28 protein-coding genes are annotated in these 23,778 nt (G+C 37.7%); 22 read left to right on the forward strand and 6 right to left on the reverse strand.

Annotated elements, in window-relative coordinates; genetic code table 11:
- Positions 1–397: 397 nt before the first annotated feature.
- The 10 genes from MKY65_RS01765 (at position 398) to MKY65_RS01810 (ending at position 10,035) form a co-directional block, all read left to right on the forward strand.
- Entirely contained in the window at positions 398–1,000 is a 603-nt protein-coding gene (locus MKY65_RS01765) for a class I SAM-dependent methyltransferase (protein WP_193062405.1), read from the forward strand.
- 174 nt (positions 1,001–1,174) lie between these two features.
- Positions 1,175–1,999, forward strand: coding sequence for a type II CAAX endopeptidase family protein (locus MKY65_RS01770; RefSeq protein ID WP_193062407.1), 825 nt, complete (start codon positions 1,175–1,177; stop codon positions 1,997–1,999).
- 279 nt (positions 2,000–2,278) lie between these two features.
- The gene (locus tag MKY65_RS01775; protein WP_339181729.1) at positions 2,279–3,958 is read left to right on the forward strand and encodes a GAF domain-containing protein; all 1,680 of its coding nucleotides are present in this window, start codon (positions 2,279–2,281) and stop codon (positions 3,956–3,958) included.
- A 6-nt stretch (positions 3,959–3,964) separates the two neighbouring features.
- Positions 3,965–4,600 (forward strand): response regulator transcription factor, encoded by a 636-nt coding sequence (locus MKY65_RS01780; protein WP_193062412.1) that lies wholly within the window; start codon positions 3,965–3,967, stop codon positions 4,598–4,600.
- A 146-nt stretch (positions 4,601–4,746) separates the two neighbouring features.
- Positions 4,747–5,613 (forward strand): arylamine N-acetyltransferase, encoded by an 867-nt coding sequence (locus MKY65_RS01785; protein WP_339181733.1) that lies wholly within the window; start codon positions 4,747–4,749, stop codon positions 5,611–5,613.
- Positions 5,614–5,675: 62 nt separating this feature from the next.
- Complete coding sequence (locus tag MKY65_RS01790; RefSeq protein WP_193062416.1) at positions 5,676–7,214, forward strand: MFS transporter; 1,539 nt, start codon at positions 5,676–5,678, stop codon at positions 7,212–7,214.
- A gap of 256 nt (positions 7,215–7,470) precedes the next feature.
- A complete protein-coding gene (locus MKY65_RS01795; RefSeq protein ID WP_193062418.1) occupies positions 7,471–8,370 on the forward strand; it encodes an ABC transporter ATP-binding protein in 900 nt (299 codons plus the stop codon).
- 23 nt (positions 8,371–8,393) lie between these two features.
- Positions 8,394–9,140, forward strand: coding sequence for an ABC transporter permease (locus tag MKY65_RS01800; RefSeq protein ID WP_193062420.1), 747 nt, complete (start codon positions 8,394–8,396; stop codon positions 9,138–9,140).
- A 33-nt stretch (positions 9,141–9,173) separates the two neighbouring features.
- On the forward strand, positions 9,174–9,623 hold the full coding sequence (locus MKY65_RS01805; protein WP_042531111.1) for a LytTR family DNA-binding domain-containing protein: 450 nt from the start codon (positions 9,174–9,176) through the stop codon (positions 9,621–9,623).
- Between the two features lies 1 nt (position 9,624).
- On the forward strand, positions 9,625–10,035 hold the full coding sequence (locus MKY65_RS01810; protein ID WP_042531113.1) for a DUF3021 domain-containing protein: 411 nt from the start codon (positions 9,625–9,627) through the stop codon (positions 10,033–10,035).
- Positions 10,036–10,369: 334 nt separating this feature from the next.
- Here the strand turns inward: MKY65_RS01810 and MKY65_RS01815 are convergent, their stop codons facing one another.
- A complete protein-coding gene (locus MKY65_RS01815) occupies positions 10,370–10,504 on the reverse strand; it encodes a hypothetical protein (protein ID WP_281422735.1) in 135 nt (44 codons plus the stop codon).
- Between MKY65_RS01815 and MKY65_RS01820 the strand changes: the two genes are divergently transcribed.
- The 9 genes from MKY65_RS01820 to MKY65_RS01860 all read left to right on the forward strand — a co-directional run bounded on the left by MKY65_RS01820 (position 10,456) and on the right by MKY65_RS01860 (position 18,130).
- Entirely contained in the window at positions 10,456–10,590 is a 135-nt protein-coding gene (locus MKY65_RS01820) for a hypothetical protein (protein WP_244882347.1), read from the forward strand. The genes MKY65_RS01815 and MKY65_RS01820 overlap by 49 nt on opposite strands.
- Before the next feature lie 15 nt (positions 10,591–10,605).
- Entirely contained in the window at positions 10,606–10,896 is a 291-nt protein-coding gene (locus MKY65_RS01825; RefSeq protein WP_042531115.1) for a hypothetical protein, read from the forward strand.
- Positions 10,897–11,102: 206 nt separating this feature from the next.
- On the forward strand, positions 11,103–11,309 hold the full coding sequence (locus tag MKY65_RS01830; protein WP_193062422.1) for a hypothetical protein: 207 nt from the start codon (positions 11,103–11,105) through the stop codon (positions 11,307–11,309).
- A 209-nt stretch (positions 11,310–11,518) separates the two neighbouring features.
- Positions 11,519–12,238: an ABC transporter ATP-binding protein gene (locus MKY65_RS01835; RefSeq protein ID WP_042531119.1), complete on the forward strand. Its 720-nt coding sequence runs from the start codon at positions 11,519–11,521 to the stop codon at positions 12,236–12,238.
- The gene (locus tag MKY65_RS01840; RefSeq protein ID WP_193062424.1) at positions 12,207–14,672 is read left to right on the forward strand and encodes an ABC transporter permease; all 2,466 of its coding nucleotides are present in this window, start codon (positions 12,207–12,209) and stop codon (positions 14,670–14,672) included. Before MKY65_RS01835 ends, MKY65_RS01840 begins: the two co-directional genes overlap by 32 nt.
- A 6-nt stretch (positions 14,673–14,678) precedes the next feature.
- Positions 14,679–15,185 carry a PadR family transcriptional regulator gene (locus MKY65_RS01845; protein ID WP_193062426.1) on the forward strand — a complete coding sequence of 169 codons (507 nt, stop codon included), beginning with the start codon at positions 14,679–14,681 and terminating at the stop codon, positions 15,183–15,185.
- A gap of 331 nt (positions 15,186–15,516) precedes the next feature.
- A complete protein-coding gene (locus MKY65_RS01850) occupies positions 15,517–16,500 on the forward strand; it encodes a tRNA-dihydrouridine synthase (protein ID WP_193062428.1) in 984 nt (327 codons plus the stop codon).
- 15 nt (positions 16,501–16,515) lie between these two features.
- Complete coding sequence (locus MKY65_RS01855; RefSeq protein WP_193062430.1) at positions 16,516–16,872, forward strand: DUF2200 domain-containing protein; 357 nt, start codon at positions 16,516–16,518, stop codon at positions 16,870–16,872.
- 316 nt (positions 16,873–17,188) lie between these two features.
- A complete protein-coding gene (locus MKY65_RS01860; protein WP_339181742.1) occupies positions 17,189–18,130 on the forward strand; it encodes an alpha/beta fold hydrolase in 942 nt (313 codons plus the stop codon).
- A gap of 192 nt (positions 18,131–18,322) precedes the next feature.
- Here MKY65_RS01860 and MKY65_RS01865 read toward each other — a convergent pair whose 3' ends face one another.
- From MKY65_RS01865 to MKY65_RS01880, 4 genes are all read right to left on the reverse strand, one after another.
- Positions 18,323–19,006, reverse strand: coding sequence for a DUF4956 domain-containing protein (locus tag MKY65_RS01865; protein WP_139089043.1), 684 nt, complete (start codon positions 19,004–19,006; stop codon positions 18,323–18,325).
- A 1-nt stretch (position 19,007) separates the two neighbouring features.
- Positions 19,008–19,769 carry a polyphosphate polymerase domain-containing protein gene (locus MKY65_RS01870; protein ID WP_193062436.1) on the reverse strand — a complete coding sequence of 254 codons (762 nt, stop codon included), beginning with the start codon at positions 19,767–19,769 and terminating at the stop codon, positions 19,008–19,010.
- Positions 19,770–20,259: 490 nt separating this feature from the next.
- Complete coding sequence (locus MKY65_RS01875) at positions 20,260–21,258, reverse strand: hypothetical protein (RefSeq protein ID WP_339181746.1); 999 nt, start codon at positions 21,256–21,258, stop codon at positions 20,260–20,262.
- Positions 21,245–21,607, reverse strand: a complete 363-nt coding sequence (locus tag MKY65_RS01880; protein ID WP_042531134.1) for a PadR family transcriptional regulator — start codon at positions 21,605–21,607, stop codon at positions 21,245–21,247. Before MKY65_RS01880 ends, MKY65_RS01875 begins: the two co-directional genes overlap by 14 nt.
- A 247-nt stretch (positions 21,608–21,854) precedes the next feature.
- On the opposite strand from MKY65_RS01880, the gene MKY65_RS01885 reads away from it, so the two are divergent.
- Together MKY65_RS01885 and MKY65_RS01890 are read left to right on the forward strand one after the other, a co-directional pair.
- Entirely contained in the window at positions 21,855–22,391 is a 537-nt protein-coding gene (locus MKY65_RS01885; RefSeq protein ID WP_339181750.1) for a GNAT family N-acetyltransferase, read from the forward strand.
- A 92-nt stretch (positions 22,392–22,483) separates the two neighbouring features.
- Positions 22,484–22,837, forward strand: coding sequence for a VOC family protein (locus tag MKY65_RS01890; protein ID WP_042531138.1), 354 nt, complete (start codon positions 22,484–22,486; stop codon positions 22,835–22,837).
- A gap of 152 nt (positions 22,838–22,989) precedes the next feature.
- Here the strand turns inward: MKY65_RS01890 and MKY65_RS01895 are convergent, their stop codons facing one another.
- Positions 22,990–23,445, reverse strand: coding sequence for a hypothetical protein (locus tag MKY65_RS01895; protein ID WP_339181753.1), 456 nt, complete (start codon positions 23,443–23,445; stop codon positions 22,990–22,992).
- A gap of 162 nt (positions 23,446–23,607) precedes the next feature.
- Here MKY65_RS01895 and MKY65_RS01900 point away from each other — a divergent pair, with 162 nt between their 5' ends.
- Positions 23,608–23,748: a hypothetical protein gene (locus tag MKY65_RS01900; RefSeq protein WP_175297021.1), complete on the forward strand. Its 141-nt coding sequence runs from the start codon at positions 23,608–23,610 to the stop codon at positions 23,746–23,748.
- Positions 23,749–23,778: the final 30 nt, after the last annotated feature.

Consider the following 23,778-nt stretch of genomic DNA (forward strand, 5'->3'; position numbering starts at 1 on the left):
TTTTTTTTTGAAAGGGCACAGGGATGGAAATTCGCTAACGTCTTTTTTCATTTTTATATAGTAATCAAATGGATTTCCCGATAATATAAGAACAGAAGCGATTGGAGCTAAATCGAAAGAGAAAAGGATGTAGCGTATTGTTGGTGAAATACAAAATATTGAAAATACTTTCAAATTATGCAATATGTGAATCAGGGGGGACTATAATAGAATGGATGGAGAAAACTGAATCTATATGCATATTGGTACGTTGCCATTTATATAGATTCATCAGACGAAGCAGTCAAAACAAACAGAGATTTTTTAGACAGAAAAAGCAAAATATTAAAATAGAAAAGTAGTATCTCATGTAGAATAGCCAAAATATCACTAAATAAATAGGAAATCGAGGGATGGTATGGATCAAAAATCATTAATTAAAAAATTTGATAAGCAAGCAGAAAAATATGATAAACGGCGTAAAAATGATCCAATGTCTCGTTTTCGCCGACGAATTTTTCAAGAAGCAGAAGGAAACGTTTTAGAAGTTGCTATTGGATCGGGTCTTAATTTTCCTTTTTATCGTAGAGATATCGAACTGACAGGGGTGGATTTCAGCCCCGAAATGCTGAAGAAAGCAGCGCATGCGGCAAAAGATTATCCTTTTCAAACGACGCTTATCCAAAATGATGTGGAAAGAGTGGATTTTGATGCGAACAGCTTTGATACCATCATATCTTCTACTAGTTTTTGTGCCTATCAAAAACCAGTGGATGTTCTGAATAAGTTTCAAAAGTGGTGCAAGCCGGAAGGGAAGATACTGATGCTGGAACATGGCATTAGCAAAAATAAATTCCTGGCAAGGATGCAAAAAATGGCAGATACATTGGCAGTAAAGATTGTAGGATGCCATCAAAACAGAAATATTTCTGCTATTGTAAAAAACGCAGATGTGAAGCTTGTTAGCGAAGAGCGTTACTTGGCAGGATCTTTGTATTTGATATGGGCGAAACCATGTTAATGAATGGTTTTGCAAAAATTAGATTTTCCCCACATCAGTGAATTCAAACGTTTTTCCGAGATTTGCCTATATATTAAAAACACACGTGAAATGGAACCAAATACAGAAATCAGACCTGGGTCGCTTGTGCGTCAAAAAGCTAGATGATTTAATAAGATATAATTAGCAGCTTTCATGAGGCTAAAAATAGAACTAAGGGGGAGTTTAATCATCCAAACAACAAAAAGCGCATTTGGATGTTTTGTTGTATTATCTTACATCATTTTTATTGTACTTTTTCTGATTATCGGTATCAGCATAGTGTTTGGTGCGCCAGAGAGCATAACAAACCTTTTACAAATCATAGCTGCATGGTCATCCACCTTTGCATTTATTATTTTATTTAAAAAAATTTATCCCGGATTAAGGCTGAAGGATTTTGTTAAACAACAATTTGCGCCAAAGGTTAAATTTTCTGTTCTCAGCAGCGTGCTCATCTTTCAAATTATCATCATCGGCATAACCATATTTCTATTATCAACTTCAACGGATGGTGCAGCAATATCGTATACCAGTATGGGAATCTTATCTCTCGTATTTTTAGATCAATTCGTCCGGGGGCCTTTAGGTGAAGAGTTGGGGTGGAGAGGGTATGCCTTAAATGAACTTCAAAAGAAACATTCTCCTTTATCAGCAGCATTCATCATAGGTGTTTTATGGGGTTTTTGGCACATGCCATTATGGTTTGCCTCAGGGTATACTGGTATAGACTTAATCAAGTATATCGTCCTGTTTATGATTGGGATTATCTCTTTTTCCATTATTGTGACGTTGTTTTATAATTTAAACAAAAATCTGCTCATACCGATTGTTGCCCATCAGATATTTAATTTTTCCCTTGTAATCATTAGAGGAGATTTATTAGATATATTGGTATATGTTATGCTGTTTTATTTTGTTGTGGCGTTACTGTTTGTTGTTATTAATCCAAAGCATATTTTATACAAGAAAGGTATATAAGCATGTGGCATCTTCTAAAATAGATACTATGATATGAGAGGGAGATGGATATAATCCATTTTGAAATAGATATCTTGTGAGGATACAAAGTATTTGATACGCTAACTTTAAGATGAAGAAAGTAAAAATAATTCAGTTTAAAGGATAATGAATTCAAGAAAGAAAGCGCTTGCTAATTGTTTTAGGCTATACAGTTTTGAATAAAGCTTTAACGAAGAATAATGTTGCTTCCTGTAAAGAAGAAACGACTGTATAAGCGGGCAAAAGGAGGAAGCATAGATGTCGAGTCATCTAACAAATTATCAAAAAGCACTGCAAATCCAGCGGGAAATTTCGGAGACACTGAATAAGAGCACGGACCTCCATGAAATTCTGCAATTATCATTAGAACGCTTGCTTGAATTAATGGAATTGGAAACCGGATGGATATTTTTAACGGAGGATGCTACTTTTTACCGTCTTGCTGCTGATTATCAACTTCCGCCTGCGATGGCTGATAACAGAGAAGAACTGATGCATTGTCAGGAAGGATGCACCGATTGTACGTGTTTGCAGCTTTATTGGGAAGGACGTATGAAACAGGCTGTCAACCATGTGAAATGTTTTCGTCTTAAACAAGCTGTCACGGATAAGATGGGTGAAACACGGGGACTTACCCATCATGCGAGTATCCCTCTTACGATTCGCGGGAAGAAAATCGGCTTGCTTAATTTAGCTTCACCTGGGCGTCTTCGTTTTCAAGAGGAGGACCTTATCCTTTTGGAAACCATTGCTTATCAAATAGGTGCAGCAGTAGAACGGACGCGTTTGCACGTGGAGCAAACCAAAGAAGAAGTAAATGCTACTGCACGTTATCTTATCAATGCTTATGCCAATGCCGAAAAAATTAAACATGAAATTGGAAATGTTCTTAACCGAAATGAATTGTTTCAGAGAATCATGCAAGCGTTGCATCATCATTTACCTCATTGGACACATGCCGCTATTATTACAATGGAGCAAGAGCGGCTGGCTGTCCAATTCCGTTCAGATGAACATGGGCCTAAAGAAGTTTTTGATACGGAACAAGAAATAAACCTTTCCCAACCAGATTTCATTCGAAAAGCTTATGCTCAACAGCGTGTTACACAGAACAATAAACAGCCGTTGCATTTTTTCTCTCTAAAAGACTATCAATCTCTTTATTCCATTGCTTTTCCTTTGTTTATGCGTGATAGACCTGGGGAAACATTCGGTGTGTTATTGCTTAGCCGAAACACCACAGCATGTGATCATTTGGAAATCGGAATGCTGGAAGGACTCGCTGATCATCTTTCTATGGGTATTGAGCGTATCCGTCTACATGAAGAATGGGAAGCATTGCTTGTTGATAAGGAAAGAAATCGACTTGCCCGGGATCTACACGACTCCGTCAATCAAAAATTGTTTGCTCTCTCGTTAATATCAGGTGGGCTGCAAAGATTAATTGATAAGAAGGAACGTACCATTTTGGAAGCTGTTCTGGAAGTTCAGCAGCTTTCAAAAGAAGCTTTAATAGACATGCGGAGTTTGATTTGGCAGCTTCGCCCCGATCATCTTGAACAGGGACTGATTACTTCATTCCACGAATATGCACAAAAAATTGGGGTAGATTTATCTATGGAGGCTCCGGATGATTTAGAGATAAATCAATCGTGTAAAGAAGCATTGTGGCGAATTGGACAGGAAGCATTGAATAATATACAAAAACATGCTGGGACATCTAAAGCTGCGATGGTCATGCAATCAGATGCTGGTGGCTTTACGATGAAAGTGAGAGATCAAGGCAGTGGAGGTGCTGTTGAGAAACAGCAATCCCTTGGTATTACAAGTATGAAAGAAAGAGTCGAAGAACTTGAAGGTTCTTTCCATATAAATAGTGAAAAAGGAAAGGGTACGACGATTATTGTTCGTGTTCCAATCCATCGAAAAGGAAGGTGATATTCTTTGAAAGTATTACTTGTCGATGATCATCTTGTCGTTTTAAAAGGTCTGCGCTTTTTTCTGCAAACAAGGCCTGATATCGATATTGTAGGTGAAGCCCAGGATGGAAAAGAAGCATTGCAGCAAGTGAAAAAACTGCAGCCGGATATTGTGTTGATGGATGTGATCATGCCAAATATGGATGGAATCGAAGCGACCAGACAAATAAAAGCAGACTATCCGGAAGTGAAGGTGGTTATACTCACTAGCTCCTCTGATAAGGACCATGTCATACCGGCAATTCGTGCGGGTGCCAGCGGTTATCAGTTAAAAGATGTTGATCCAACCTTTTTGGAAGAAACCCTCATCGCTGTTATGGAGGGAGGAACTTCGCTTCATTCGCAAATAACTAGCCATTTAATGGTGCATGTCGCCAAAGAAGATGAGAATCAATCCAGCTACTATGAATTAACACCCAGAGAACGGATGGTTTTGAAACATATCACATATGGAGAAAGTAACAAGGAGATTGCTGCAGCACTCTATATCACAGAGAAAACGGTGAAAACACATATTACAAGTATTCTAGGTAAAATGGAGGTTCAAGATCGAACACAAGCGGCGATTCATGCTTTAAAACATAAATGGTTTGAAGTATAAGTATACGACGGTCGTCGTAGAAAAGGTCTTATTTATGGTGAGGCCTTTTTTCTATGGAATTTTTAGACAGCTGTAGGATGTGCTTTATTTTAAGGGTTAGTATAGTGAAAGTAGATAAAAACAAGAAATAAAGGAGAGTGAAGAGAATGATGAATCAAAAACAATTGCCTGGGTGGGCAAGGGAGTATTTGCACTATATTCAGGTCTCTGTTAAAGAGCCTTCGCTGGAATATTTAACTGAAATATCCAGCGCTCATTTAAATCAAATTCCTTTTGAAAATATTAGCACGTTACTGCAATTGGAGGAATATCAAAAAAAAGGGAAGCTTGTTCAAGATGAAAATCGGTTTGTTAGACAGCTATTTCAGTATCATATGGGCGGGACGTGTTATGTAATCAACAGTAGTCTTCATCAGCTATTAAAACAGATTGGCTTCCAAAGCCGTTATGCTTTTTTAGGCGGAAGGCATGTTGCTTTGCTCGTTCAGATCCCAGGTGAAGAGGAAGAAGTGTATGTGGATGCTGGTAATGGTGCTCCTTTTTTTGAACCGGTTCATTTGCAAACAGACCCGATGAATGTCTCCCGATTTGGAAATGTTGAGATAAAACTTCGTCCGGGAAATGAACCAGGTACGTATAGGTATTACCGATATGTTGATAGAGAATTATCTGAGAATATGGTCTGGGATTTTGATACAAAGAAAATCTACCAATTTGATGATTTTCAGCAGGCAATCAAAGAATATTTTCAGCCTAATGGAATATTTACGTCTGATTTACGTTGCCAAATTTGGCAATTGGATCAACAGCGGTCTCTATCTTTAGTTAATAATGTGGTAAGTATTCAATATAGTGATGGAGAGGTTGAAAAGCATATATTAGCAGATCGTCAAGCTATTCGTGAGGTTATCAATCAGGAATTTGAACTTCCTAAATTGCCAGTCGAAAATGCCATAGATGTGCTTGAGGAACTTGGAATGGATATTTTTGAAAAGTTAAAGGAAGATTTGTAGAAGTGAACAATAACCTTGAGTATGGAAATGGTTAAGTCATATTAAAAGGAGAGCAGGCAGCTATGAGTAACACAAACGATAATCAAGATGGCAGTAATGCGCATATTGATGAAGCGCAAAGGGCAACATGGCGAGAATGGATGGGGCTTGGAGCATTAACTTTAGCAGTTTTTATGCTTTCAACCGACATGACCGTTCTCTTTCTTGCCACACCATCAATTGCTGCTGATTTGGAACCAAGCGGTACACAAATGCTTTGGATTATTCATATTGGCGAATTGCTGGCTGTGGGATTCGCATTAACGATGGGGCGTTTGGGTGACAATATAGGAAGAAGGCGATTGCTTGTGATTGGTGTAACTGTCTATGGGGCAGCCTCCTTTATTGCTGCAATTTCGACGGAGCCTTGGATGTTGATTGCGACAAGAGCACTTCTTGGTGTAGCGACTGCAACTGTGATGCCGTCCACGATGTCTTTACTACGCAATATGTTTTTCAATCCAAAACAATTTTCAGTAGCAATTGCTATTAACCTTAGCGCATTCTCTGCTGGTATGGCGCTAGGGCCTCCAATGGGCGGTTTACTCTTGGATTATTTTGGATGGGGAGCTGTATTTCTCATTAATGTTCCGATTGCCATTGTATTGTTAGTTATATCGCCCCTACTTCCTGAGTATCGCAACAAGGATTCAAAACGTATCGATTTTATCAGTGTTTTGTTATCCTCATTCGCATTGATAACTTTGATTTTCGGTTTGCAGGAAATGGCTAACGCTGGTTTTAATATGCTTTACGCTGGATCAGTAGTGATTGGTATTGGAGTTGGAGTACTGTTTATTCGTCGGCAGTTAAAAGCGGAAGATCCACTATTGGATTTGAGCATGTTTCGAATTCGCAAATTTAATTTTTCATTGATTGCTTTGATGATTATATTACTTGTAACGACTGGGACAGATATGCTTTTTGCACAACATTTGCAAGCAGTTGTTGGACTGACTCCAACAGAGGCAGGCCTTCTGTTGATTATCCCTGCACTCTTGTCGATGGCGGGAACGTTAATATCTCCTGTGCTTACAAGATGGATACGTCCGGCATATGCTATGGTAGCAGGTTTGTTAACTGCTTCAGCTGGTGCATTATTTATTATGTTAACTGTGCATGATGCAGGAGCACTTCTGTTAATTATTGGTGCTTCCCTTCTCGCATTCGGAGTAGGTCCTGCTATGACTATTACCGGTGAGCAGCTTATCTCCAGTGTTCCACAAGAGCGCGCTGGCTCAGCTTCTGCGATGTCCGATGTAAGCAGCGGATTTGGCTCGGTAGTGAGTATTGCATTCATTGGGAGTCTTGGAATGTTAGTTTACCGTTCGGTGCTGATGGATGCTATTCCTGCTGGAGTGCCTGCAGAAATAGCTGATTCAGCCATGGAAAACGTTGGTTCAGCTGTTGCCGTATCAGAAAGATTCCCGGAAATGCTTCAAGCTATACAGTCATCATTTACCACTGCGCTTCAAACGGTCTATGGAATAACGGTAATTGGTTTGTTTATCTTAATAGTGAGTATTGTATGGAAGTTTAGAAATATAGGGAAAGAAGATTAAGCTTTTGTTTACAGGTATTCTATTTTTCAAAAAAGATATGAATGATAACCCTTTAGGTAGGTTGAGCTGAAGGGTTTTTTCATGTGAAAAAGATGTTATATAAAAAAGGCATCCATTATTAAAATGATTTTTTAAGTTGTGTAAATGTGAAGCAAAATTTGCAGCATTTCATACATTCAACCTCGCATGTTATTCCAATTCTTTCCGCAGCCGTTCATTCCTTTGCCATAATATAAGTAAAAGGAGATGGTGAGTAATGCTGACGATTCAAAATGTAACAAAGCATTATGAGAAGGCAGAGGCATTAAAAGATATTTCCATGGCTGTCCCTGAGGGAACCTGCTATGGATTGGTCGGTCCGAATGGGGCAGGGAAATCCACTTTAATTAAGATGATTACTTCTATTATCCGCGACTATGAAGGAAAAATTGAATTCAATGAACAACGGATCTCCGATAAAACAAAACAGAAATGGGGCTATGTTCCACAAGATATCGTCCTGGAAGAAAGTATCACAGCATCCGGGAATTTATATTTATTTGGCAGAATATATGGGTTAAAAGGAAACAAATTGGCTCAGCGGACAAAGGAAGTGTTAACGCTAATCGGTCTTAGCGATAGGAGCAAGGATAAAGTGTTCACTTTTTCGGGAGGGATGAAGCGGAGACTGAATATTGGATGTGCACTGATGCATAATCCGGAGCTTATCATTATGGATGAGCCGACAGTCGGTATCGATCCTCAATCACGGCAATATATTTTTCAAATGATTGAAGAACTGAAAACAGCAGGGAAGACGGTTATCTATGCCAGTCATTACATGGAGGAAGTGGAAAGACTCTGTGACGATGTTGCATTTCTCGATAGAGGGAAATTGATAGAGGATGGAACGGTAGGTAAATTACTTCAACAATATGCAATTCCTTCCATTTATATCAAAGCAGAACGTATTTCAGCTGAACAGCTGGAATCGTATGGGGATGTTTCGCAGGAGAAGGATGCATTTTTTATCTATACAGAGGAAGCGCTGCCAGCGATGGAAAATCTGATTTCCTATTGCAGAGAGAAGAAAATAGATGTAGAGCGGCTGGAGCTTGTTCGTCCACGGTTGGAGGATGTATTTTTCCAGTTGACTGGAAGTAACTTGAGAGATTAAAAATAAAGCTGGAGGTGTTCATAATGAATGCTGTTATGATAGTAGAATTAAAGAAGCATGTACAGGATAAAGGACTTGTTTTTTGGATATTTCTATTGCCGATTCTATTTACAGTATTATTTATTGCTATCTTTACCTCAGGGGTTGATGATGCAATGAGACGGGAGGTTATTCAGTCCATTGTTCCAGGATATGTAGTGATGTTTGTATTTTTCATTATGATTTCGATGGTGCAGGTATTTATTAAAGACAGAGACAAAGGGGTAACGGCAAGGCTGGCAAGCACTCCTCTCAAAAGCTATTCCTATTTACTGGGAAAATGGCTTCCCTTCATGTTTATTGTATTCTTTCAGATTATTGTGTTATTTTTATTTGGAAAGGTCGTTTATGATGTTTCATTAGGTGAGCCGATTATTTTATTGATTTTATCCTTGTTTATCACATTTACAGTGACAGCAATCGGACTCGCCATGTCATTGACAGTAAATACCGAAAATATGGGGATTGCGATTACACAAATTATTGCTCTCGGTGGAGCGATGCTAAGCGGATTATGGATGCCCCTTGAAATGCTTCCGGACTTTATGCAGACAATCGCTCGTTTTCTGCCTCAATACTGGGCGCACCAGTCTTTTCAGGATGCGATGGCAGGAACCACGCAGGCTTCGGAGTTATTCCAGACGTTAGGTGTCTTATTAGCGATTGGATTAGCTGCATTTATTATTGCCATTATCCGGTACCCATATTTTCTGAAACGAGCTGTGAATTAGCCGTAGATGTGAAACGAATGTGGAGGGGTCGGAATGAAAATAAACATTGATATCGATGATAACCATGAAGAAACGCAAATCACTATCCAGGCCAAGGAATGGACGCAGGAACTGGAGGATATTGTGAATGTGATCAAAAGGAAAAAACAGCAGCGTTTATTTGGGGTTGATGAAGAACAGACCGTCCTGCTGGAGCCAAAGGAGATAGATTTTATCCATGCGGAAAAACGAAAAATCTATGCAGTGTCCAAAGATTGGCGTTTTGAAGTACGAATGAAGCTGTATGAGGTGGAGGAGTTCTTAGTTCCATATGGTTTTATGCGCTTTTCCAAGTCGGTTATCGGGAATATCCATCGTATTGAAAAATTTGAAGCATCCTTTAATGGAAATTTATGTGTTTATTTTCAATCTGGCAACAAGGAATATATTACGCGAAAATATGTCAGTGCCATTAAAAACAAACTAATGCAGGGAGGACAGTAATATGATACTTGAAATGTTGAAGCGTTCGACACTGGGCATCGCTTTCGGAGCGATATTAACGTTTATTGTCCTCACCATTATGAAACTCAATGCTGTGGAGTCAACAGTTTCGGAAATATGGATGCATATGGGAGCAAGCATGTTAATGGGCGTCTATTTCGGCATATCTTCGCTTATCTTTGGAGAAAGCGGGAACCATCTGATTAAAAAATCGATTATCCATTTTGTCCTTACGTATAGTTTTTGGCTGATTATTGCTGGTTTAGTCGGTTGGATTCCTCTCAACGGCTGGGTTATTTTATGGGGCAGTTTGATTTTTATCCTTCTGTATGTCGTCAACTGGTTCTGCTGGTATCTATACTTTAAAAGACAGGAAGCAGCGTTAAATAAATATTTGCATAAAAATAAATAGATGTGAAGGCTGGAACGCTTTTTCTGAATCTGGGGATTGTTCAGGAAAGATATGTTTCAGTCTTTTTTTGATGATAATGTATCAAGAAATGATAAAATAAATATAGGAAATACTATCGAAACGAATATATTTATTTTTAAGAAGCTTATCCATGTTAGATGAGTAATCGTTCTGATTATGCTATGCTAACTGTAAAATACGCGTTAAAGAGAATGATTTTACGTCTATTCCAAATAAAAAGGAGACATATTCGTATGCGGATTATCTGACCTGGGATGAAGAGGAAAACATTCAATTAATTGATGGAGCTATTTTTAATATCTCGCCTGGCTCTTCACGTAAACACCAGCAAGTATTGCGGGAGCTGTCTGCTGCTTTTTCTGTTTTCTTGAAGGGAAAGAATACTGGATTGTTGATCCGGTGAATGAATCTGTAGAAATCCATTTGCTAACTGACGAGCAATATCCATTTAAAGGAATCTTTACAAAAAGCGATATGATTTCTGTTGAGACACTGCCTAATTTAGAATTAGATTTAAAGCAAATATTTATATAGAGGGAGGAGTCAATAATGTTCCGATGTGCATGGTGTATGAAGAAAATAGGAGAAAACCAGCCATTAACCGCGCTAAATGTGAAGTTTGCTGAAGGAGTAGATTTCAAGGATAAAGAAGGAGAAATCATTCAGGTCTATCTATCCTCACGGGGGACAAGTGTACCAATGGTTGTTCCCACTGCTGACTCAGAAGCAAAAAAGCATGGACAAGACGGCCTGTTTACGGTTTGCGATGATAAATGTGGCCAGAAGATGAAAAACGCACTTTCCAAAGAAATCGATACGTTTCAGAATATAGATATATAGTTGTAAGTGATACTTCATAACGATGGTTCGATTTTTGCTCACAAGAAAAAATCATAGGATGAAATGATATAGGGAGTTTGATAACGTTGATCTCTTTCACAGAACAAAGAGAATAGAGGTTTGACCACTTTGAACAGCTTCCATTAGACGGACAATATGAAATTTTTCTGGAATTGCTGGACCAAGATATCGACGATGAGGAGTTAATGGAAGAGGGTATTGGCATTGTTGTGGTGGAACTAAAACGTGAACTTATCCGCGACAATCAATATGATAAAGCAATACATTTAATGGCGGTTATGTATATAATAAAATCGCTTAGCGGTATTTTGATGAAAAGAAATAAGGGCATCAAATTATCTGCATTAAGATGCTGGTTCCTGCCCACGTTGAATGGCTTGGAGTACAATTGAGCGACACCTTGCCATAACAGTAAATGCTGGAAGGGAAATTAAATTTCGTTTTAAAGAGTAAAAACACCTATAAATAACATATACTAAGTATGTGTTATTTATAGGTGTTTTTACTGTGAACTCAAATATATAAAGAAAAATAATTGAATTAACTTTATTAAATTATATACTTAGTATATAATGTTTTTGAGGACAGGAGGAATTAAAACATGATTAAGGTCAGGAACCTAAAAAAGGAATTTATACAAGGGCAAGAAAGAACGGAAGTGTTGAAAAATGTGGATTTGAACGTTGAAGAAGGAGAATTTGTGGCTATAATGGGACCTAGCGGTTCTGGGAAAAGTACATTACTCCAACTCCTAGGTGGTCTCGATATACCAACTGAAGGAGATATATTAATAAATCAAAATCATTTAAGTAACATGACGGAAAAAGAAAGAACCATATTCCGTAGAAAGTATATAGGTTTTATTTTTCAAAATTACCAACTGCTACCTACATTAAATGTAAAGGAAAATATAGCTTTCCCTCTACATGCAGATGGCAGCTTAACGAAAGAGAAGAACCAAATGATTTTAGAATTACTTGATGCTGTAGGACTGAAAGGGCTTGGCCGGAAACATGTTAATTTACTTAGTGGTGGTCAACAACAACGAGTAGCTATAGCTAGAGCGCTAGTCAACAATCCTTCCGTTTTATTAGCTGACGAGCCAACAGGAAATTTAGATAGAAATAAAGCAGAGGAAATTCTCGGATTAATATCAAGATTCAACCGAGAAAGCAATCAAACAGTCATCATGGTTACACATGATATTTTCGCAGCTGGGTTTGCAGATCGAATTATTCTTTTTAAAGATGGAGTTATTGATCAAGTCATCTCTAGAAAGGAAGATGATTATGCTAAATATGTGGCGAATTTCATGGCGTAACATAACACAAAATAAAAAACGATTTTTCATTTCAATGCTGGGGATTATTTTAGGGATATCGTTTGTCACATCCATGCTGATTGCCGACAAAACAACAAATGATGTTTTCGATTATTACGAACAAATGTATGTGGCAAATGCGGATTACTGGGTTCTAAGTGATGAACATACTTATTCTGAAGATGCGGTTTCCTCCATTTTGGCGAATCCAGATGTAACGGAAACAATGTTTGCGCTTGACAAGCAAGCTTTCTTTGAACTTGAGGGAGATCAAACCTTAAATCAACGGTCCGTACGAATTACAGGTGTAAATAACCAAAATAGTTCTTTACTAAAACTTCCTGTTATCGACGGGGATTTAGATAATGAAGGGTTGGTGATACCAGACGTTGTTGCAAATCTGTTAAATAAAAAAGTAGGAGATACAATTAGGTTTACCGATTTGGGAGAAGCTAAGGTTTCCGCTATTGTTGAATATACGCAACTGCTTGCAAGTCCGAGTGATTGGGAAGGTGCTGAGTCAAATAACTTCCGAATCATGGCTCCACTTGATTTGTTAAGAGATTGGACTGGTATGGATAACGAGCTTTCCTATGTAAGATTTCAAATAAATGGAGAAGGGGAGGAACTTTTCCAATCTCTCCAGAACGAATTTGGTAATTCAAATGTATACATACAACCAGTTGTCGCAGATGATCTGCAAAGTAATGATATTGGAGGACTTTATACATTTTTTTACTTAATTGCTGGGCTATCGATTTTTATCAGCGGATTCATCGTTTTTAATATGATTTATACAAGCGTTATGGAGCGGAAAAAGGAATTTGCGATAATGAAGAGTCTTGGTTATCTTCAAAGTTCTGTTTCTAGACTTATTCTTATTGAAGTAATACTTTTAGCATTAATTGGTACAGCTATTGGAGTTCCTATAGGAATTTGGCTTGGGGATATATTTATGCAAACGTTGCTGGGCGTGTTTGAGTTTGATATGGTTTACACATTAAATTGGAAAATGCCTACATTCATATCTGTAGTAATTGGGATTCTGTTTCCTGTTGTCTTTTCTTTATTTCCTATTTACAATGCTGGGAAAACTTCGGTCTTAATGACATTAAAAATGGGAAATCAAACGTATTCATCGACAAGGCAATTTGTGCTGAGAGTTGTTGTGGGGGGCGGCTTACTTTCTTTTATATTTATTGATCACTCTGCCTCTTATTTAGCTATATTAATAAGTGTTATTCTGTTGTTTCCATTACTTTTACTGGTGCTGAAGCGAATACTTAAACCGGTTTTGAAGGTGTTCTTCGGTTATCCTGGCAATCTTGCAGCCCAAAACCTTACACAACAATTAAATCGAAATGCCAATACTGCTGCCATTCTTGCTGTTGGGATAGCGGTGATATTATTACTAAGCGCTGTTATAGAATCTGCTCCTGAAGGTTATGAAAATGAAATCAGGGATACGTATGGAGGTGACCTCAGAGTTACATCAGAAGCGCCTTGGACTAATCAGGACAGAACAAAACTGCTATCTTATGATTCTGTTGCCAAGGCTGAACCGTTAACAGAAGCTGCACCAATTACATGGGAAACAATCGATGGAGAGAAGAAACAGTTTTCCGTTTTTGCTGTAGATAAAGAAGGACCTGCCTTGTTTGAGAGTTCTAAAAAAGAGAATTTATATAATGACCTAACTAAGGAACCTTCTATTCTCCTTGGTGAAAGAGCTTTTGATGAATGGGGCGGAAATGTGGGAGAATATATTTCCATTAATACACCATCAGGCAAACAACAACTTGAAGTTATTGACGTGGTGAAAACATCGAATTACTCAGGTTATGTCGCATTTATGAATGAGAATCATTTAAACAATGAATTTGGTTGGGCGAATAGTTTTGACATGCTTTTAACTTTACTTGACGGATATAATGGTGAGCAATTACGTGATCAATTATGGCTGGATTTCAGCAATCATCTCTCAAAAGTGGAAACTGTAGAAGATGAAATTAAATCAACTACTTCAGCATTATCTGGTATGAACGAGTTAATCCTAATCATGTTAGTTTTAATCATCGGGCTAGCAAGTATTGGTACAGCTAACACGTTATTAATGAACACTTTGGAGCGCGCACCGGAGATAGGAACGATGCGAGCGCTTGGATTTACAAAACAGCAGGTTAAAAAGATGATAGTTGGAGAAGGATTTCTTATTGGATTATCAGGGGTCATTGGAGGTATACTTTCAGGTGTGGTTTTACTTTATGTCACTAGTCAATCCGAACTTTTGAGAGGATTTATATCTTTTCAACTACCTTTGAGAAATATTATACTGGCACTGATTGCTGGAATTTCACTAAGCCTTTTTGCTGCTTGGATTTCTAGTGCTACAGCAAGTAAAATCAATATTATATCATCACTCAAAAAAGGTTGAGCAATTATGTCAGTTAAGTACGGAATATTAACATTACTATATTCACAAAAAAATCACGGGTATGAATTAAAATTAGAACTAGAATCCCTTCTAGGAACGAAAGGGAAAATTAATGCTGGTCAAATTTATACGACTCTGGATCGTCTCATCCGTGATCAACTTGTCTTATCTGTAGGAATGGATGACCAAGAAAGAAAACTTTATGAAATAACTGCGGAAGGAAAAAAAGAATTGGAAAATTGGATGCTGGAACCAGTGCCCTATCATTCTACGAAAGACGACTTTCATTTTAAATGGAGCTGTGCTCGTAAGGTTGGTTTCGAACAGGAAAAGGAGATGCTCGAACAGCAAAAAGCGATGATAATGAAAGATGTCATGGAATTGACTAAATTAAAAACGGATTTTCTTTTGCAAGGAGACGAGAATAGGTATTTATTAATCACTGGTACTCTTTTACATTTAGAAGCAGATTTAAATTGGATTCATCAAGTGGAAAATCGGAATCAATCATAATTCTGGACAAATGTTTTCTCTTTAAGTACGTATCTCACAAAAGAAGGATGGCACAAACCAAGTCAAAAATAACCTGAAGTAAATTTAAGCTTGTTTTATCTATAATCAAGATTGATTGCAGAACAACACAGGTAGAAAATGATCAAACTTTATTTCAAATCTACAAAAGCTGGATTCAATAGTAATTCAGTCTTTTTGTACTCTGCAGCCCTCTTATGATAATATTATCATGGACAAAATAAAAAAGAAGCAGCGTCGATTACTGCTTTAACATATAGGATAAGTGTATAATGCCTTATTCATCCATAAATGAGAGGGTTGAAATGGAGAAATGACTAATAATTTTTGGCGTGATTTACCACGACCGTTTTTTATATTGGCGCCGATGGAGGATGTAACGGATGTTGTTTTCCGTCATGTTGTAGCTGAAGCAGGCCGCCCGGATGTCTTTTTTACAGAGTTTACAAATACGGAGAGCTATTGTCATCCAGAGGGCATTTATAGTGTGCGCGGGCGTTTGACTTTTACCGAGGACGAACAGCCGATGGTTGCCCATATATGGGGGGACAAGCCGGATAATTTTCGTGAGATGAGCATTGGAATGGCTGAAATGGGCTACAAAGGCATAGACCTTAACATGGGATGCCCTGTGCCGAATGTGGCTTCCAAAGGAAAGGGAAGCGGATTGATTCTTCGTCCGGAAGTAGCAGCGGAGATCATCCAGGCTGCCAAAGCCGGCGGGATCCCTGTCAGTGTGAAAACGCGACTTGGTTATTCAAATATAGATGAATGGCGTGACTGGCTGAAGCACGTGTTTGAGCAGGATATAGCGAATCTTTCCATCCACCTGCGTACGAGAAAAGAAATGAGTAAGGTCGATGCGCACTGGGAATTGATTGGAGAAATCAAGAAGCTCCGTGATGAGATTGCTCCTGATACGATGTTGACTATAAATGGAGATATACCGGACCGGGAAGCAGGCTTAAAGCTTGTTGAAGAATTTGGTGTCGATGGCGTGATGATTGGACGGGGAATTTTTAAAAATCCATTCGCATTCGAAAAAGAGCCTCGGGAGCACAGCAGTCAGGAATTGCTGGACCTGTTACGATTGCAGCTGGATTTGCATGATAAATATTCAGAACAGGAACCGCGCGCCTTCAAGCCATTGCGTCGATTCTTTAAAATTTACGTGCGCGGATTCCGGGGAGCCGGTGAATTAAGAAATCAATTGATGCATACCGAAACAACGGATGAAGTTCGAGAGTTGCTGGACGCGTTTCATTTGGAAACAGAAGACGCAGTGACGGAACAGTAAAAGGGAGGCTATGTCATGGCTAAGGCTAATCATCGTATATACACAATGACTTTTGCAAGTGTTTATCCTCATTATGTAAACAAAGCAGAGAGAAAAGACCGTACCAAAGAAGAAGTCGATGAGATTATTACTTGGCTGACAGGTTACAGTCAGGAAGAGTTGGAAGCGCAAATTGAAAAAGAGGTAACCTTTGAGACCTTCTTTGCGGAAGCTCCGCAGATGAACGATTCCCGCTCTCTTATTAAAGGTGTGATTTGCGGTGTGCGTGTAGAGGATATAGAAGAACCGCTGATGCAGGAGATCCGTTATTTGGATAAGCTCATTGATGAATTGGCAAAAGGGAAGAAGATGGAGAAGATATTAAGGGAATAAAGATTGAACTGGAGAGACACTGATTCAATGAAAGGAGAATCAGTGTCTTTGGTTTGTCAATAAAATGCTATTATAAATTGTATTGAGAGTTAATAGGTGTGCTAATGAAATCATTTTTTGTTAATAAAGAAGACACTCTCTTAAAACTCATAATTACAAAGATATACATTGACAACGCTTACAAATGGGTTTTTAATTGAAATTAAAGTTAATGAAAAAGAGATGAGAATTGGAGAAGGCTCACTAGATGGTCTGAATTAGAAAGGATCGGTTTTAGTGTATCTTTTTTATTATTTTTATGAAGGAGGAAATGAATATGGGACTGCATGAGCTATCATTTACGTCATTTAGTGAGCAGGATACGATTAAGGGATGGATTTATACACCAATTCGTAAACCAAAAGGAATTATACAGCTGGTGCATGGATTCGGAGAGCATTCCAGAAGATATTTGCATATGATTTTAAGGTTAAATGAAGAAGGTTTTATTGTAGCTTGTGATGACCATATTGGTCATGGAAAAACAGCATTTGATTCTGGTAATTGGGAGAATTGGGGAGGGAAAGGATATATGACGATGGTGGAAGATGAACACCAATTACGTCGAATGGTACAAGAGAAATTCCCTCATCTGCCATTTTTCTTCTTTGGTCATAGTATGGGTTCGATGATTGTTAGAAATTATTTAACTAAATATGGTGAAGGAGTGGAAGGTGCTATTTTATGTGGCACATCGGGTGTTTTACCGACTGCCGCTGAGTTGAGTATAGAGTTGAAAAACCGAATTGATGCAGGCGAAGGGGACCAAGTGGATGCAGAGGCGCTGGGCAAGTTATTGGGTTGGATGACAGATCGGATAGATCAGCCAAATACAGCGAATGATTGGATCAGTGGAGATCCGGATATTGTAGCTGATCATGCGAATGATCCATTTAATAACTTTACATCGCCTCCTAATATACGGTCTTTATATGATTTTGTACAAATGATGGAGCAGATTGTTGGAACAGAGTGGGCAGAGAATGTCCCTATCGCCATACCTATATATAATATTGCTGGTGATCAGGACCCAGTTGGTTTATATGGAGAAGGGGTTTATGCCGTATCAAATTGGTTAGCAGAGACAGGCCATACGGTAAAAACAAAACTGTACAGTGGTTATCGCCACGAAATTCACAACTATCGAGATATTCGAGAAGAAGTGGAAGATGGCATTGTCGATTTTATAGAAGACGTAATAAATAAAGGAGTAATGTAAATATAATAATTAAAGTTGTTCAGTATTTTCGGTAAATATATTGTCATAATATGTTTCCGAGGTTAGAATGCAAGCGTTAAATAAAGTAATTTTTCAAAGTATCATCTTATTTAACGCTTGCTTTTAGGCTTTTTTAACATCCTCTTTTATATGGCGCATCTTAATAAAAAGGCTTTGCGCTATCTGCTTACTCTACCCATCAGTATTTTCCATATAAGTGATGGATACTTTTAAATTAGCATTTTTTTCGCGAATATGATCTAATAGTTCTTTATCATGTACTTCATTTTTCATACGGATAGCATAAGTATACAAAATCATTGTTCCGAGATTAGTAGTTTCAACCTGTCGTAATGAAGAACTTAGTGTATACTCAGCAAGTAGATCATGCATCAGATTTTCATAATTTAAGTTTTCCGGTACAGTTACCTTTAAAATTTGTGTATCTTTTCCTTTTCCATATTCAAATTTGTAAAGCAAGTAAAGTACTAAACAAGCAAATAAGGTAAGTATGATTGCTAAATCAAATCGAAAAAGCCCACATGTCATGCCTGCGCAAAGGCCGAAGAAAATATACGCAATATCTTTCACATTGGTAACCGCACTTCTGAATCGAATCAGTGAAAAAATAGCAAATAGTCCAAATGCAACTCCGGCATTATCACTAACAACGTTCATAACGACAGAGACAATAATGCTCAAAATAATAATAGTGTGTACGAAGGATTGTGCATAACGTTCGCCTGTAAATGTGATTATGTAAACCTTCGTAATAACTAGGCTCAACAAAGTTGATATGACCAATGCAAGTAAAATCATATAAATGCTGGATGGTTCACTAGCTTGTAAATCGAATATTTTATTCATAAAATCCATTCTATATTCCTCCTGTCGATACAACTTCTCTTTTAATTTTATCTGGCAGTTGATTTCTCTGCAGCAATTCCATACTGGTACAGTATTTAGATGCACTTCGCTGTTCGCATTGAAAAGCCTGTAAAATACGGGTTAACCATAATGGAACACTATCATTTACTTTGACTTCCAATACAACTAGATTGCAATCAATAAAGTATTCTCCATCAGAACCATGTTCCAGAAGCAAATCATCATTGCGACAGCGTAGATTAAAATCAAATGTAATACGCAACTCAGGATTGTCTATTCCGTGAAGTGCATGGCGATCATAACTAACAACCATTTCCGGTTTTAGTCCGTATAATGTTCGAAAGTGATCGATTTCACGAAGTACTTGCGAATTAGATGTATGAAAGTCATTTAAATGTTTTTTATCTCCTTTTTCAAGATAGTGATATGCTTCTTTTAACGGAAGTAACATCCTCCGTTTGTTGACCACATTGTTATGTTTTTGCTTTACCTCAAAAAAAGCTGACTTCTCAATACCAGTTTCATTATAGGTACGTAGGCGAAGTTTTTGCCGGAAAGCCAATTTATTCTTTGTTTCAAAATAAATTTTGTGATCATCGCTATCAAAATATAAGCTGCTGACAATATATCTTCCATCTACACCAAATTTATCTGACCGCATATAAGGCATTATTTGTTCCAGCAGGAGCGAATATTGTTCCAACGTAATCAGATATTTTTGCTCTCTTCTTTTGAAAATCTCTATTGCCAATTTTTTCACCTCCATTCCATACAACATCTTAAATGAAACGGATAAGATGATGATTACAATTTGATTAGAAAACGGTGAGAATATAAAATTTCATAATTCTTTACTGGAAAAGCTATTATACAGAAACGGTTTTATTCGGCTTTGGGAGGATACTTGGAGTCTTTAATTCAAATATTATCAGCTTATAAAATGAATGTTATTATTTAAAGGTGCTGATTGAAGAGAGACAACCAAATGAAAATATGAATGAATGGATAAATGGTTTAAAATGACTGGGGATAGAGAGGATAGATGCCCAAGCAAACAGTACTTACATTATTTAAAAAAATGGGAAGTTAGTTAAACGTATCTAAATGGGCAGAACATTCCTTTAACCAGGAAAGGTGAATATGGATGCATCAACTATTCGCTAATTATCTCAACGTTAAAATCTGAGAAATGACGCATGATTGAATTGTTCTCTGTTCAACCATGCGTCATTAGAATATAATTATTTTTTTCGAGACTTGATAAATCCGTCCACAGCATCCCACACTAAACCGACAATAAACAGAATAAGGATCCAGAACGTGGATTGATTCCAAATCGTGGTTATCGTATTAAATGTTTCAGAACCAGCCGTAACCACTCCGGCCTCTGCCAATTGATTCATAAATTCAGGATTCCAAAAATCAGGCCCGCTAATCATAAATAGTACTGCTGCCATCGATATGACATTTACAATTGTTGTATAAGCAGCTAACCTATACGTCCATTCCCCGGCGACGAGCTTCAGGCATTCTTTGATAATTCCAGATCCGAATATGAGAACAATAAACAATAAATAGGAACCATAGGTCTGTTCATTTAAAAATGGAACAACACCGTTAAATTCATCCTGAAATACCCAAATTCCAAAGTAGTCATTCGAAAAGGCGAGAAATACAATGATAATCGTGTAGAAAATAATTCCGACAATCGACTCACTGCGTTTGATTTGTCTCTTTTCATCTGGAATGGGCGGTAAGTCTGCAGGCTTCCATTCCTTCCCGATTAAATCTTTTTGTTTCATTCCACCGTACAGCTCACCGATAGCAAACAAAAATGTTGTCCAGCCGAAAGCCTGTGGAAGCTCTGTAACGGCAGAAACAATCATATCAATAAAATGATCTAAAATAGACATCGGCTCTAAAATAGTTTGGATGATAAACCCAATACCTATCAAAGAACTTATAACAATGAGAACAATCTTAACTACTAAAATATAGGAATCAAAAAGCTCAGGCCCGATGATATATTTCTTTTTCCCTCGATATTTATCAGCTAATGACCTTGGACTGCCCAGATCCAGCAGGATTTCTTCTACATCGTTTTCTCTTCTGTTCCCTTGCCCGGCCCGTTCCTCCAGCATATCCTCAATTAGCCCGCGCAGCTCAATGGCAATATCTTCACGCTGGGATTGAGGCAGCTTTTGCGTAACTGCATAAATATACCGGTTAATCATCTCCATTTTCGTCACCTCTCTTATTTTCTATTACCTGATCCATGCTGGCAGCAATGTTCTTCCATTCAACAACCAGTAAATCAAAGACTTCTTTTCCTGTTTTACTCAGTACGTAATATTTCCTCGGTCTCGATTCATTCGTGTCCCATGTACTATCTAAGAGTCCCTGTTTTTCCAGTCTTCTCAGCAGTGGATATAATGTGCCAGGTTCAACGTGTATTCCTTTTTCATGAAGCATTGTCACGAGAGAATAACCATACTGCGGCTCTGAGAGCTGGCTTAATGCACCTATTGTAATGGTTCCTCTTCTCAATTCCTGCATGATTTTATCTAAATGTTCATTTGCATCCGCCATGTTATCAACTCCTACTTTCATTATAGTGTATGACGCACACTATTGTAAAGTGCATATTAAAGTTTGATGCAAGATATTTTATTACAGATAATCTCTTATGAACACTGATAAAAGGATGTTTCGTTTTAGAAGGTGATTCCGAATCGCACGAAAAGTGATACATTGTAAGAAGATTTGGTATAATTTAATTAGACAAATTTGTATTATCATCACCATTCAAAATAACAGAAAAATAGGAGGATACGCTTTGGAATTTAAAACAGACAGGTTACTTATTAGACCATTTAATGTGGACGATTTAGAGGATGTATTTCATATTTATCATAACGAAGCCACCTGTAAATATCTGTTGCATGAGAAGTGGACCGATGAAAATAAACAAGAGGAATTTCATAATAAGCTGGAGAATAATGTGCTTACAAAAGAAACTGCTTTAAATTTGGCAGTGGTAAGTGGCAATAAGGTGATTGGTGATTTATCTGTATGGTATACAGAGATGAAAGATACGGTTGAAATTGGTTACAGCTTTTCTCAAGAAGCTTTGGGAAAAGGCTATGCAACTGAAGCTGTGCGTGGTTTAGTGGAAAGACTGTTTAACTCATTTGACGTGCATCGTATCCAGGCAAATCTGGATGCGAGAAATGAAGCATCGCAAAAATTATGTGAGCGTATAGGGATGAGGAAAGAAGCGCATTTTATACAGGATTTTTGGAATAAGGGTGAATGGACAGATAGCATTGTGTACGGAATGCTTTATTCAGATTTAGATGAAAAGCAGGTTTGATAGTCCTTTTCATTTGGAGGAAAAGACAAATTTTTTGTTACGGGAAGTAAGTATGAATAATCCGTTTGAAAAATTAGAAGAGAGGTGCTTTAATGGATAGTCCTATCCTCAAACAGATTGGAACCGTGTTTATCCCGGTAAGTGATATCGAAAAAGCAAGAGACTGGTATTGTGATATTTTAGGATTACATGCAGATGGAGAAATCCTTTTTGGTCATCTTTATGTTATCCCTATGAAGGGCGCGGGAATTGTGTTGGATAGTAAAATTTACGCAAAGGATAAAACTTTTAAAACACCGGCATTTCACCTGAATACTAATAATATTGAAGAAGCATTTCAATATATGAAAGATAAACAGGTGCATTTGCTTACAGAGATAGAGCATCATCATTACTTTAATTTTAAAGATCCGGACGGGAATATCCTGATGATTAGTAAATGTTAATTCCAAAAAGCAAACTGCCCTTTGAAAAGAGCGGTTTGCTTTATTTTTTTATATTGAAATGGCGCATCATAACCCGGTTCATTTTATAAATTTCAGGAGCTTTTCCTTTATCGGAGCGCAGCTGTCTGTTAATGCTGGTCTGTTTTCTGTGCTTATGCTGACTTAAAGCCTTTCTTAATAACATTCACTAGGGAGCCGGCTGCTCCTGTGATTGCGCCTAGTACGATGCCGGTTGTGACGCTGCTGAAGAATGCAAATGTACGAGCAATAATATTTACTGCTGACTGTGGCAGGTCACTTAAGTTACCGCCAAATTGAATAGGTGTGTCTAAAGCAGTAGTCCAAAGAATTTGGTGAACGATTGCTAAAAATATCCCGTAGAAAAACCCAATGAGTAATAAAGATAAAAAGGGTTTTTCCACCTTTTTTAAAACAATAAACAGAATCCATATAATAATCGGTGCAAAGACCAAGATGCTGTTAATCCAACTTCCTTCCTCCACCATGGATAAATCGTGTAAAACGACGCGGGGAACGCCTAACAGAGAAAGCAATAGTAAAGTAAGCACCGGTATACCTAAATAATCATTTATTTTATGAATGGTCATCAAATAAGCTCCTTTCTATTTTGTTATCATACTTTTTTCGCTTACAATTCATATACTAAGAGTAATACCTTAAAGAAATCTAAATCATTTATTAAATTTTTATTAAAAGAACGGGTAATAAAATAAGGAGTTTATTTTTAGTTTGAATAGAGGAGGGATAATTTGATTATCGGAGGTTTGACGTGTTTGGGGATCGGTGTTGGTTTATTTACAGGAAATGTTGCAGCGGGAACCATGATAGGAATAGGACTGGGCTTGGTGGGAGAAGCGCTATTTCATAGATACGGGAGGCAATCAGAATAGGAGAGGCGTAATAAAAGAGATTGTATATAC

Source organism: Oceanobacillus sp. FSL W7-1293 (genome assembly GCF_037969815.1).
In the GTDB taxonomy this organism is placed as follows: domain Bacteria; phylum Bacillota; class Bacilli; order Bacillales; family Amphibacillaceae; genus Oceanobacillus; species Oceanobacillus oncorhynchi.

Bases quoted from the DNA above. Each gene is read 5' to 3' on its own strand.
- MKY65_RS01875 (WP_339181746.1), bottom strand. From the start codon at position 21,258: ATGGAGATGATTAACCGGTATATTTATGCAGTTACGCAAAAGCTGCCT.
- MKY65_RS01865 (WP_139089043.1), bottom strand. From the start codon at position 19,006: ATGGATTTTATGAATAAAATATTCGATTTACAAGCTAGTGAACCATCC.
- MKY65_RS01880 (WP_042531134.1), bottom strand. From the start codon at position 21,607: ATGGCGGATGCAAATGAACATTTAGATAAAATCATGCAGGAATTGAGA.
- MKY65_RS01895 (WP_339181753.1), bottom strand. From the start codon at position 23,445: ATGACCATTCATAAAATAAATGATTATTTAGGTATACCGGTGCTTACT.
- MKY65_RS01800 (WP_193062420.1), top strand. From the start codon at position 8,394: ATGAATGCTGTTATGATAGTAGAATTAAAGAAGCATGTACAGGATAAA.
- MKY65_RS01805 (WP_042531111.1), top strand. From the start codon at position 9,174: ATGAAAATAAACATTGATATCGATGATAACCATGAAGAAACGCAAATC.
- MKY65_RS01860 (WP_339181742.1), top strand. From the start codon at position 17,189: ATGGGACTGCATGAGCTATCATTTACGTCATTTAGTGAGCAGGATACG.
- MKY65_RS01855 (WP_193062430.1), top strand. From the start codon at position 16,516: ATGGCTAAGGCTAATCATCGTATATACACAATGACTTTTGCAAGTGTT.
- MKY65_RS01815 (WP_281422735.1), bottom strand. From the start codon at position 10,504: ATGGATATTGCTCGTCAGTTAGCAAATGGATTTCTACAGATTCATTCA.
- MKY65_RS01835 (WP_042531119.1), top strand. From the start codon at position 11,519: ATGATTAAGGTCAGGAACCTAAAAAAGGAATTTATACAAGGGCAAGAA.
- MKY65_RS01770 (WP_193062407.1), top strand. From the start codon at position 1,175: ATGAGGCTAAAAATAGAACTAAGGGGGAGTTTAATCATCCAAACAACA.
- MKY65_RS01830 (WP_193062422.1), top strand. From the start codon at position 11,103: ATGGAAGAGGGTATTGGCATTGTTGTGGTGGAACTAAAACGTGAACTT.
- MKY65_RS01845 (WP_193062426.1), top strand. From the start codon at position 14,679: ATGTCAGTTAAGTACGGAATATTAACATTACTATATTCACAAAAAAAT.
- MKY65_RS01850 (WP_193062428.1), top strand. From the start codon at position 15,517: ATGACTAATAATTTTTGGCGTGATTTACCACGACCGTTTTTTATATTG.
- MKY65_RS01790 (WP_193062416.1), top strand. From the start codon at position 5,676: ATGAGTAACACAAACGATAATCAAGATGGCAGTAATGCGCATATTGAT.
- MKY65_RS01825 (WP_042531115.1), top strand. From the start codon at position 10,606: ATGTTCCGATGTGCATGGTGTATGAAGAAAATAGGAGAAAACCAGCCA.
- MKY65_RS01795 (WP_193062418.1), top strand. From the start codon at position 7,471: ATGCTGACGATTCAAAATGTAACAAAGCATTATGAGAAGGCAGAGGCA.
- MKY65_RS01785 (WP_339181733.1), top strand. From the start codon at position 4,747: ATGATGAATCAAAAACAATTGCCTGGGTGGGCAAGGGAGTATTTGCAC.
- MKY65_RS01840 (WP_193062424.1), top strand. From the start codon at position 12,207: ATGCTAAATATGTGGCGAATTTCATGGCGTAACATAACACAAAATAAA.
- MKY65_RS01765 (WP_193062405.1), top strand. From the start codon at position 398: ATGGATCAAAAATCATTAATTAAAAAATTTGATAAGCAAGCAGAAAAA.
- MKY65_RS01890 (WP_042531138.1), top strand. From the start codon at position 22,484: ATGGATAGTCCTATCCTCAAACAGATTGGAACCGTGTTTATCCCGGTA.
- MKY65_RS01810 (WP_042531113.1), top strand. From the start codon at position 9,625: ATGATACTTGAAATGTTGAAGCGTTCGACACTGGGCATCGCTTTCGGA.
- MKY65_RS01775 (WP_339181729.1), top strand. From the start codon at position 2,279: ATGTCGAGTCATCTAACAAATTATCAAAAAGCACTGCAAATCCAGCGG.